At 62.1% G+C, this 11,001-nt stretch carries 8 protein-coding genes; 3 read left to right on the top strand and 5 right to left on the bottom strand.

Annotated elements, in window-relative coordinates; genetic code table 11:
- A partial coding sequence (locus ABW043_RS20995) for an NAD(P)-dependent oxidoreductase (protein WP_353923145.1) occupies positions 1 to 805 on the bottom strand: 805 nt, incomplete at its 3' end.
- Between the two features lie 265 nt (positions 806 to 1,070).
- Here ABW043_RS20995 and ABW043_RS21000 point away from each other — a divergent pair.
- Positions 1,071 to 1,484, top strand: a complete 414-nt coding sequence (locus tag ABW043_RS21000) for a hypothetical protein (RefSeq protein WP_353923146.1) — start codon at positions 1,071 to 1,073, stop codon at positions 1,482 to 1,484.
- Here ABW043_RS21000 and ABW043_RS21005 read toward each other — a convergent pair.
- Positions 1,481 to 1,801, bottom strand: coding sequence for a 2Fe-2S iron-sulfur cluster-binding protein (locus tag ABW043_RS21005; protein ID WP_353923147.1), 321 nt, complete (start codon positions 1,799 to 1,801; stop codon positions 1,481 to 1,483). The genes ABW043_RS21000 and ABW043_RS21005 overlap by 4 nt on opposite strands.
- 128 nt (positions 1,802 to 1,929) lie before the next feature.
- Between ABW043_RS21005 and ABW043_RS21010 the strand changes: the two genes are divergently transcribed.
- Positions 1,930 to 2,319: a hypothetical protein gene (locus ABW043_RS21010; RefSeq protein ID WP_353923148.1), complete on the top strand. Its 390-nt coding sequence runs from the start codon at positions 1,930 to 1,932 to the stop codon at positions 2,317 to 2,319.
- Here ABW043_RS21010 and ABW043_RS21015 read toward each other — a convergent pair.
- From ABW043_RS21015 to ABW043_RS21025, 3 genes are all read right to left on the bottom strand, one after another.
- Entirely contained in the window at positions 2,316 to 3,488 is a 1,173-nt protein-coding gene (locus ABW043_RS21015) for a class I SAM-dependent methyltransferase (protein WP_353923149.1), read from the bottom strand. The two genes, ABW043_RS21010 and ABW043_RS21015, sit on opposite strands and share 4 nt — an antisense overlap.
- Entirely contained in the window at positions 3,485 to 5,086 is a 1,602-nt protein-coding gene (locus ABW043_RS21020; protein WP_353923150.1) for a peptide chain release factor 3, read from the bottom strand. Before ABW043_RS21020 ends, ABW043_RS21015 begins: the two co-directional genes overlap by 4 nt.
- A gap of 138 nt (positions 5,087 to 5,224) precedes the next feature.
- The gene (locus ABW043_RS21025) at positions 5,225 to 5,620 is read right to left on the bottom strand and encodes an Hpt domain-containing protein (RefSeq protein ID WP_353923151.1); all 396 of its coding nucleotides are present in this window, start codon (positions 5,618 to 5,620) and stop codon (positions 5,225 to 5,227) included.
- 355 nt (positions 5,621 to 5,975) lie between these two features.
- Here ABW043_RS21025 and ABW043_RS21030 point away from each other — a divergent pair.
- The coding region (locus ABW043_RS21030; RefSeq protein WP_353923152.1) for an apolipoprotein A-IV repeat region-like domain-containing protein at positions 5,976 to 11,001 on the top strand (5,026 nt) is incomplete at its 3' end.

Consider the following 11,001-nt stretch of genomic DNA (forward strand, 5'->3'; position numbering starts at 1 on the left):
CCTTGCCGACGCAAATCTGCTCGGCATCGCGCCGGCCCATTTCAACGACTTCCGCCGGGACCAACTGGTCATGCACGATCACATCGGCCTGCTGCAACAGGCGTTGGGCGCGAAGGGTTAGGAGATCGGCAGCACCGGGACCAGCACCAATCAGCCAGACCACGCCCTGCCCCACGCCCTTCTCGACATGGCTCGCCAGCAGCTTTTCGGCCTCGACTTCGCCGCGGCCTTCTTCGATGGCCTGCTCTACGGCGGTAGAGGTGACCAGATCCTCATAATAGCGCCGACGGGCAGCACCATCGTGGATCAGGCTTTCAACCTTGTGGCGCAGACTGCCAGCGAGACCGGCAATCTTGCCAAGCCCTGGGGCCAGGATCGCCTCGATCTGCGCCCGCACCAGCCGCGCCAACACCGGCGCATCGCCCTCGGTCGAAATCGCAACGGTCAGCGGCGCACGGTCGATGATCGACGGCGTGTAGAAATCACACTCGCCGGGCACGTCGACGACATTGAGTGGAATGTTCAGCCCGCGGGCCTCGGCCATCGCCAACTGCCCGTCAGGACCGTCATCGGCCACGAAAACCAGCGCGGCGCCGGCAATGTCTTCGGCAGCCAGCGGGCGCTCGAAAACAGTCACGTCAAAACCGGAAAAATCGGCCTCAACCTGCCTTGCGTAAATCTCTATTGAAGCAGTCGTCTTTGCGACCAACCGGACTTTGTTCAGGGCCTCGTCGGTACCGCCGACGATGATGATACGTTTGCCCTTGACCTTAAAACTCAACGGGAATGTGTTGAGGCGAGTCATAACAGTCCTATTCCAACGATGAGGCAAAATATTCCAATGCCGGGGATTGGAGCAAGGCGTTGAAATTCAATCGCTTTTATATTTCCCTAGCAGGGGTCACCTTAGAATGACACCAGACTGGCAAAGCAAACACGGGCAAAATAATCCTGAGGCCCGCCGTTCAGCGCAAAGTGCCCGCTGCTTCGGGGCAAAAATGCCAGAATTTGCCGACCGAAATTTGGCCCGTGCAGAGCATTTTTTGCGTGTGTTTCTGCGGTTCTTGGTTATGGCCCTGGGTCTTGGCAACGCCGCGGCCTTCGCCCTGACACCCCTGCCCAAGCCTGAGGGCACGACGGAAGTCGAGATTGGCGAATCTGCGCCATTCGTCGGCGCCTGGTCGGTGAGCATGCCGACCATGGACGTGGGCGAGCCCGATACAGACTACGCCATCTGCGCCCTGCCCGTCCGCATTGAGACGGCCAACGAGACACACATCTTCTATCTCGGCCCGCGCGACATTGAGGCCGACGCGGCCATGGAACTGGTGCCCGATCGCGACGGCGCGCGATGGGAGCCAATAGCCGGTGGCCCCATCTTCTTCGCTATCTGGGTCGATAGAGATACGTTCTATCTCTACGACACCGTGCCGGAAACCGAGGCAGACTGGGGCATGCCCTTTGTCTATCGCCGGTGTGACTAGCCCTGGCGCGTCGGCACGAGCAGAACCAGCCCGTCGAGATTATCCCGCACCTTGATCTGGCAGGACAGACGGCTGGAATCCTTCACGTCGAAGGCAAAATCGAGCATGTCTTCTTCCATCATGCTCGGACCGCCGACGGTCTCGCGCCAATCCTCTTCCACATAGACGTGGCAGGTAGCGCAGGTGCAGGCGCCGCCGCATTCGGCGACAATGCCCGGAATACCGTTGATGATGGCTGTTTCCATCACAGTGGAACCGTTTTCCGCTTCGGTTTCAATGCGTTCGCCGCTGGGCGTAACAAAGGTGATCTTGGTCATAGGTCTTTTTTGGCTTGCTGTACCAATGGGATATAGACCTCCAATGCCCAGTTAGGAAGTCGCGCTTGGGCATGGACGCTTGCGATTGGCAGCATGGCTCGCCACGATGGCACAAAGAGGAAGATCGAATGACCACAGCCGAACCGCACCTGCAATTCATCACCCAGCGCCCGCGAGAAGACGGTTGCGGCGTCGTGACCCTGCAGATGCTGACGGGGCGATCCTACGACGACATCGCTGATCTCTTCGACTGGACGGGCAAAGCGCATCACCAGACCAGTTGGAGCGAACTGCGGCCCGTCCTGGCGGGACTCGGTTGGCAGCTTGGAGAAATCACCGCCGCGGCTGGCTGGGACGACATCAACAAACTGGCGATCGTCCACGTCATGGACGACCACTTCATGCTCTACGATGGTCGCAGCGGTATCTTCTACGATCCCTGGGAATGGGAAGGACCGCAGCAGACATCGAACCGCGTGCCGCTGTCCTTCGTGACTGTCACCCCGCCCAGAGCCTAGTGCAGGCCCAACAGGCCTTCGAGATAGTGCTTCTCGATGCCGAACATGGCCTTCACCTCGGCGACGCGCTTCAGTGCAGCCTCGCGCGAACCGGCCTTGCCCTTCTGCGCCACGATTAGGTTGTTCTTGGGCGTATGCGCGTCCGAGACAAATTCAAAGACCTTGGTGCGATAGCCCGAGGCTTCGAGCAGCAACGCTCGCAGCCCGTCGGTGACCATCTCGGCCTGCTTTTCCATGAACGTGCCATGGCGCAGCAGGAAATCGAGGCGATTGTCTGAAGACCCCGCCTCCATCTGCCGCCGCACCTGCTTGTGGCAGCACGGCGCCACGGCGATCAGCTCGGCGCCAGATGAAATGCCCTTGAAGATGGCATCGTCCGTCGCCGTATCGCAGGCATGGAGCGCGATCACCGCATCGGCGCCGCTCGCGTCATAATCGAGGATCGATGCAGGGACGAAACGCAGCGTTCCAAAACCACTCTTCTCGGCCAGGCGGTTACCGTCCTCGACCAGCTTCGGCCGCATCTCGACGCCAATCACCTCGGCCTCTTTGCCTTCGGACTTGAGATAGTCGAACAGCGCAAAGTCGAGATAGCCCTTGCCCGCGCCCATATCCACGATACGCGGCTTCTCGGCCGAAAGCTCATGAATCAAAGGCGCAAAAATCTCGACCATCTTGTTGATTTGTCGAAACTTATCCTGCGATGCCGCAAGTACTTTTCCATCAGCACCGGAGATGCCAAGTGCCTGCATCCAGACCTTGTCACCCGATGTCAGCGGCCGGTTCTTGGCGCGGTCATGCCCGCCCTGCACCGCTTCGCGCCCGGCAACCTCAGCCTTCTTCAGCCTGATCTTGTCGCCCTGGCGCTCCAACTGCAGATCGAAATCCGTCGTCTCCAGCCGGGCGCTGCGGAATTCATTGAGAAGGCCATCGCGCACAAAGCTCATGGCTTCGTCGATGACAAGATTCTTGGTGATGTCGCGCGTCTTGTAGCGGAAGACAAAGCTCATCCGCTCGCCTGCTTTCAGCGCCACTTTTCGCGCCTCGATGCTCTTCAGGTCCGCCTCGGCGCCATGATAGCCACCGAGTTTGAGCTTGGTGATCGACCCGTCGATAAAGCCGGTTTGCAGCGCGAGGACAAACTCCTCTATGCGGTCGGGCGCGCTCAATGTCTTTCCTTGGTGGTGAGGAACCGAATTTTTGGCCAATCCTGCTTGGCGCGATCCGCCCACCACGCATTCTGCGCCAGAAACACCGGCGCATTGTTCCGGTCCTCGGCCATATTGGTCTTCTGGGCCGTAATGAAGCGCTTCAGCTCATCCGGCTCATCGCTTTCCACCCAGCGCGCCACTTCAAAGCCCATGGGCTCGAAGGTGATCGGCACGCCATATTCCTTGGCGACGCGGCTCGCGAGCACCTCAAGCTGCAGTTGACCCACGACACCGACGATCCAGTCGGCGCCAACCATGCGGCGGAACACCTGGGTAACGCCCTCTTCGGCAAGATCGGACAGTGCCTTGGACATCTGCTTGGTCTTCATGGCGTCGATCAGGCGCACGCGGCGAATGATTTCCGGCGCAAAATTCGGAATGCCAGTGACGTTGATCGTCGCGCCTTCGGTCAGCGTATCGCCCACCGATAGCGTCCCATGGTTGGGAATGCCGACAATGTCGCCGGCCACGGCTTCTTCAGCCAGTTCACGATTATTGCCAAAGAAGAACATGGGATTGGCCACGGCCATATCCTTGCCCGAGCGCACGTTCTTGAGACGCATGCCGCGCGTAAACGTGCCCGAGCAAAGGCGAACGAAGGCGATGCGGTCTCGGTGATTGGCGTCCATGTTGGCCTGCACCTTGAACACAAAGCCCGACACCTTCTTCTCATCGGGCGCAATCGGCGCCGGCAGCGCCGGCTGCGGCCGCGGCTCTGGGCCCCAATCGCCTAGCGTGCGCAGCAATTCAGCCACGCCAATACCCTTCAGCGCCGAACCGAACAGCACCGGGCTCATATGCCCCGCGTGAAAAATCTGCAGATCGAACTCGGGCAGCATGGCCCGCGCCAATTCGAGCGTCTCAAGCGCCGTCATGAACACCGGATCATCCACGAGGCTTTCCACCTCAAGCAGATCGTCGATGGCGTCAAACTCGGCCAGCGTCTTGCCCTGCGGCGTCACCACCCGCTTTTCGAGAAGGTCAATGTAACCCTTGAAATCAACACCCTGCCCGATCGGCCAGAGCACCGGCGTCAGATCGAGCGCCAGCTTGCCCTGGATTTCGTCGATCAGGTCGAGCGGCGCGAGACCTTCGCGGTCCACCTTGTTGATGAAGGTGATGATCGGAATATCGCGCAGGCGGCAAACCTCGAACAGCTTGAGCGTCTGGCTTTCGATACCCTTGGCGGCGTCGATGACCATGATCGCGGCGTCGACGGCCGTAAGCGTGCGATAGGTGTCCTCGGAAAAGTCCGAGTGGCCCGGCGTATCAAGCAGGTTCATGGTGAGCCCGTCGAATTCGAAGGTCATCACCGAGGACGAAATGGAAATGCCGCGCTGCTGCTCCATTTCCATCCAGTCCGACCGCGTCGAACGCTGCCCCGCCTTGCCGCGCACGGCACCGGCCTGCTGAATGGCGCCGGCAGCCGAAAGCAACCGCTCGGTCAGCGTCGTCTTGCCGGCGTCCGGGTGCGAAATGATCGCAAAGGTACGACGGGTACGGAACGGTTCAAGATGAGCCCGAGGAGTAACCTCGGCGGCGGAAGACAGGGACATGGAAACTGCTGAATGCTGTGTCGCCGACGCATTGGCGCCGCGAGGACCGACTTCATATGGGCGCTCTATAGAATCTGACAACCGCGCGGTCAAACCGCGCGTTGCCAACTCCGCACCATTCGATCCATTCAGCGGCGGCTAAACCGCCTCGTTCGCCACCATGCGGCCGATGAAATTGCGCACGTCCTCCACCACGAGGCCGAGGTCGTCGATGCGTTCCGGCGTCAGCGGACAGCCATTGCGGATTTCGTGTTCCATAGCCTTGGCAAGGTCGGCAATCGCCCAGGCACCGACGCCACCGGCCGCGCCCTTGATCGAGTGCAGGACCAGCGTCAGGTCGTCAAAGCTGCCGGCCACTTTCAGCCGGCCATAGTAATCCCTAAGGGTCGTATCGAAGAGCCGCAACACTTCGAGTTCCAGCGCTTCGTCGCCGAGGCACTGATTGGCGAGGTGAACCAGATCGACCGGCCGCATGGTCCGGGTTCGGATGTCGGAATGGGGTTCCGCTTTGAGCGCGGTGCCACCGGGGGCCATGACGAATACTCCGTACACGTTCGCTCGCATGGGCGAGGGAACAATTCGCTTGGGTACAAGCCTAGAGCGACCTCATGAACAGGCCATTAAGCCCCAACTTTGCCTTTGTTTGCGGTTTCATGAGCGCCGTTTCCACGCGAAAATTAACCTTTCGCTAGGAAATTGTTCGGATTGCATCAAATTGAATGTAATAGTGAACGGTGAGCCAGCGTGCGGCGGCGGAGGGTTCTGGAACGGCGATGCATTTGCATCGAATTGTTCCGATTTGACCACGGCCCCTTTAAAGGGGGCGGGACTAGTCTCTTCCAGAAGCCCGCTTTGTCGCTAGAGTGCGGACGCGAGAGTTGTAGAGAGTATGGCCAACAATCAGAACACCCAGAACGATCCGGCCGCGCTGGCTTTTTCAGCGGTAGAAGATGCGCTCAAGGAATCGGTGTTCAGCCTCGATCCTGCGACCAAGCCCCGCGCCGAAAGAAAGCCTGACCCGCAACCGCCGCGTTCGGAACGCCTGCGTGCCGCCGACAAGATCGCGCAACAGGCTGGCGCCGTAGCCAATGACGACCGCGCTTCCGCAGCGCGTCTGCTCTATGGCCTGCAGAACCGCTCCTCCGCGACCCCGACCTGGCTTGCCACTGTTCTCTCTATTCTATGGGTTGCCGTCGCCGGCACCGCCGCAGTGCTACGCTATGGCCCGGAAATGGCCAATTTTGCCCAGTTTGCTGGCAGCATCGAATTCATCGCCATTGTTGCGATCATCGCCCTGCCCGTCCTTGGCTTCTTTGCCGTCGCGACCCTGATCCGTCGCGCGCAGGATCTGCGCAACGCCGCGTCCTCGATCACCCAGGCCGCCATTCGCCTTGCCGAGCCCGAAGTTACCGCATCCGACAAGGTCGCTTCGGTCGGCCAGGCCGTGCGTCGTGAAGTCAATGCCCTCGGCGATGGCCTCGAACGCGCCCTCTCCCGCGCCGGCGAACTCGAAGTGATGATCCACAACGAGGTCACCGCGCTCGAACGCACTTATTCCGATAATGAATCGCGCATGCGTGCGCTGATCGCCGAACTCGCCAGCCAGCGCGAAAGCGTTCTCACCAACACCGAGCGTGTGCGCGAAGCGATCACCGAGAGCCATACCGGCCTCGTCTTCGATCTCGACATGATCAGCCAGCGCATTGCCGGCACCATCACCGAAAGCGGCGGCAGCCTCTCTCGTGCGCTCGAAAGCGGCGGCGAAGCGCTCAACGCCGCCTTCTCCGAGCGTTCGGAGAATTTCGCGCAGTTGATGGACAATCGCACCACCGATTTCCTCGCCGCGCTCACCAGCACGGCCGATCGCACCGCCGGCGTCGTCGAAGACAGCACTGCGCGCGTCACCAGCAATTTCGACAGCCGCACCGCCGCCTTCACCGCGGCCATTGAACGCCACATCGACACCCTTACTGAGGCACTCGACAGCCGCGCCGGCTCCATCGGCAATACGCTCGATAGCCAAACGGTCATGCTCACGACCTCGATCGAGGACAAGACCGACGCCCTCGCCAATCTGCTCGCCATCAGCGGCAGCAAGATCGTCGACCAGCTCGGCGAACGCGGCGACATCGTCACCAAGGCGCTCGAATATCTCGGCACCCGCATCGGCGAAGATGTGTCCAGCCGCGCTCGCGATGCCGAATCCATGCTTGGCGGCCTGTCGCGTCAGCTCGACGAGTCGGTCTCCATTCAGCTCAACTCGCTCGAGAGCCGCCTGCAGACCGCGCTCATTGAAATCAACGGCGCCCTCGACGACACCGCCGAACGCGCCCGCATCACCGTGTCGACTGCTGGCCAGGATTCGCTCGGTCAGTTCGATGCGCGCCTCGGCGAAATCACCGGCTTGCTAGATGAGCGTCTTTCCGCGCTCGACAACGTCATCGGCGACAAGGGCGACAGCCTGCTCTCCCGCCTCGATCAGCACGGCACGAGCTTTGCGACCCGCGCCAATGTCCTCGAAATGGCGCTCAACCAGGAATCCGGCCGCTTCAACGATATCGTCAGCGATCGCACCCGCGAGATGAACGAAGTGATCGGCGCCAAGGCCGCCGCCATCACCGAAAGCCTCTCAAACCGCACGCGTGAAATCTCCGAACGTCTCGACACCTATGCCGAAACGCTCACTGAATCGCTCGACAACCAGACCGGTCGCATCGACAGCGTTCTGTCCGGCCGTTCCGAGCAGTTGGCCAGCCGTCTCGATGCCTACGCCCAGACGCTCAATGTCGATCTCGACAGCCGCACTGGCCGTATCGACGAGGTGCTGAACACCCGCTCCGAGCAATTGACCAATCGCCTCGACAGCTATGCGCAGGCCATTAATGTCGACCTCGACAGCCGTACCGGCCGTATCGACGACGTGCTGAGCAATCGTTCAGAGCAGCTCACGGGCCGCCTCGATGCCTATGCAGAGGCGATCAACACTGAGTTCGACAGCCGCGCCGCCCAGTTGACCGGTCGCCTCGATACCTTTGCCCAGACCGTTAGCGCCGATCTCGACAGCCGCACCGGCCGTATCGATGACGTGCTGAATAACCGTTCGCATGAACTGGCCAACCGTCTCGACTCCTACGCCCAGACCATCGACCTCAACCTGGAAGGTCGCGTCGGCGAAATCAGCCAGGCGATTGCCACTGGCGCAGAGGCGATCGAGCAGACCCTTGCCGGTCGCAGCACCGAGCTCAGCGAAGCCATTCGCGTTCGCTCGCAGGAACTGGGCCAGACGCTCACGACCAGCACCCAGGCCTTCGACCAGGCCATTGCCGGCCGCACCCAGCGCCTTGCCGATACCCTCTCCGAGCGCACCAATACCCTCTCGCTCGAAATCGAAAGCCGTACGGGCGCCCTCTCCGGCCAGCTCGAAGAACGCACGCAGACGCTTGCCTCGACCCTTGACGAAAAGCAGACCCAGTTTGCTGCCGCCATCGAGGAACGTTCGGGCCGCTTCGTCGGCGATCTCGATGCCCGCACCGCGGCCATGACCGGCGCCCTCGAAGCGCGCACCGCCGCCATGGCAGGCGCCCTCGATACGCGCACCAGCGAACTCAACGCTTCCTTCGATCGCCGCACCAGCGAACTCACCGAAGCGCTCGACACCCGCACTCAGGAACTGGCGGCCACCGTCGGCACCCGCACCAGCCAGCTTTCGAACGCCCTCGCGGCCCGCACCGAAGCGCTGTCCGACATGCTGTCGACCCAGACCAGCTCCATGGGCGAAACCGTCGGCCTGCACACGGCCGAACTCGCCCAGACGCTCGACCAGCACCGCGCCGCGGCGCGCGAATCCATCGACGCTTCGCTGCGTACGGTTTCCGAGACCATGGCCGGCCGCCTCGGCGATATGTCGGCGACGGTTGCAGGCAAGGTTGCCGAAATCGGCCTGGCGATGACCGAGAAGCTCAACTCTGCCCTCTCGCGCGTCGACGAAGCCCAGACCGGCGTCACCTCGCGCATCGATGCGGCTAGTGCCAGCTTCGACGAGAACGTCCGCAAGGCGACCCAGATCGTCGAAACCGGCGTCGAAGCCGCACGCAATTCCATGGTCGACCTCGTGGACAAGCGTCTCGGCACCCTGCCGGAAGCCATTACGGCCCGCGCCGACATCACGGCCGAACGCCTCGCCGCGCTCAACGCCTCGATCAACACCTCGATTACCCAGTCCATGGCCGATCTCGAAGCCGGCGCCGACCGTATCGAGGAAACCATCTCGACCCGCATCACCGCTGCGACCCACGCGATTTCCTCCGACGTGGCCGCCACGGCCGATCGCATGGACTCGGCCGTTCGCACCGCGCTCGACCAGATCCGCATCGCTGCCGGCTCGATCGACCAGATCGTTTCGGTCAAGGCCGTGCAGACCGTCGACTCGATCGAACAGCGCCTCAGCGAAATCAATCAGTCGGTCGAAGGCCACACCTCGCAGTTCGCCGCGCTCGTCGATCAAAAGTCGGACGAGTTGCAATCGGCTCTCCGCAGCCACGGCAATCTCCTTCGCGAGGCCCTCGCCGGCAACGCTCGCGATGCCGAGGAAATCATGTCCGTCTCGTCGAGCCGGATCCTCACCGACGTCAGCGCTGCGCTCAACAAGCTCAACGACTCTAACCTGCTGCTGCAGCGCGTTCTCGACGCCTCGACGACCAACCTGGCGACGCTCGAAACCTCGATTGCCCAGCAGACCGCCAGCTATGCCGGCACAATGCGTGACGCCATGGGCCAGACCGAAGAGGCCGGCCAGATGGTCAGCCGCCATGTGGGTGCGCTCCAGCACACCATCGGCGCCATGGTCGACGAGTTCGCCAATGTCCTCGGCAAGCTCGACATCGAAGTCGTCAGCATGTCCCAGGCATCGCGCGCCCTCGAAGCCACCAGCTCCAATGCGCTGGAATCGCTCGAAGAACGCCGTGGCGCCATGGATGCCCTTGCAACCAGCTTCACCACCCGCGCCGACGACATCGACGGCCGCATGCGCATGTTCGCCCAGTCGATTGCCGACACGGTCAACGATACCGAACGCCGCATGATTGCCGCCCGCCGCGCCATGGACGAAGCACTGTCTTCGACCAGCGTCACCGTTACCGAAGCGCTCAACAACGCGACGGCCAGCGTCAACGACGCGCTCTATGTCACCAATGAGCGCTTCACCTCGACCCTCAACGAGCGCTCCTCGCAGGTCGACGGCGCCGTCCAGCGCGCCGCCGAAGCCGCTGCTGCGGCCCTCACCCAGACCTCGTCGTCGGTCCGTGCCGCCCTCGCCGCTCAGGCCGAACAGGTCAACGCCAACCTCGAAGACAATGCCAGCCGCGTCAGCGACCTGCTTGCCTCGACCGCTGGCAGCGTGACCGATGTCCTGACCTCGACCACGAGCTCGCTGGCCGACACCATCACCGACACGACCAGCTCGGTGCGCAACACGATCGCTGCCAATACCAGCCAGCTGCGTCAGGCCATCGACCAGTCGACCTCGACCTTCCGCCAGACGCTCGACCAGACGACGGAAGAAGTATCGACCCGCCTCGGCGACTTCCGCGAAACCGCCGATGGCGAAAGCCGCCGCACCAATGCCGCCTTGCAGGAAGCCCAGCGTCGTCTCGCCAGCGAAATGCAGCAGGCAATCGAGGAAGCCACTCAGCGCTTTGCCGAGACCGCTCGCGCCATGCGCGAAACGGCCCGCGAAGTCGGCCACGAACTCGAATCGACGCGTGCGGAACTTGCCCGCGGCGTCAACGAGCTGCCTGAGGAAACCCGTGCCAGCGCCGCAGCCATGCGCCGCGTCGTGGCGGAACAGATCGAAGCCCTCAGCGAACTCAACGCCATCGTGCGCGGCCAGCCGGCAACGCACGACCTCACCGACCGCC

Source organism: Devosia sp. (assembly GCF_040509215.1).
GTDB lineage: Bacteria > Pseudomonadota > Alphaproteobacteria > Rhizobiales > Devosiaceae > Devosia.

Coding starts and splice junctions, on each gene's coding strand:
- ABW043_RS21010 (WP_353923148.1), top strand. CDS start 1,930: ATGACCACAGCCGAACCGCACCTGCAATTCATCACCCAGCGCCCGCGA.
- ABW043_RS21000 (WP_353923146.1), top strand. CDS start 1,071: ATGGCCCTGGGTCTTGGCAACGCCGCGGCCTTCGCCCTGACACCCCTG.
- ABW043_RS21005 (WP_353923147.1), bottom strand. CDS start 1,801: ATGACCAAGATCACCTTTGTTACGCCCAGCGGCGAACGCATTGAAACC.
- ABW043_RS21020 (WP_353923150.1), bottom strand. CDS start 5,086: ATGTCCCTGTCTTCCGCCGCCGAGGTTACTCCTCGGGCTCATCTTGAA.
- ABW043_RS21025 (WP_353923151.1), bottom strand. CDS start 5,620: ATGGCCCCCGGTGGCACCGCGCTCAAAGCGGAACCCCATTCCGACATC.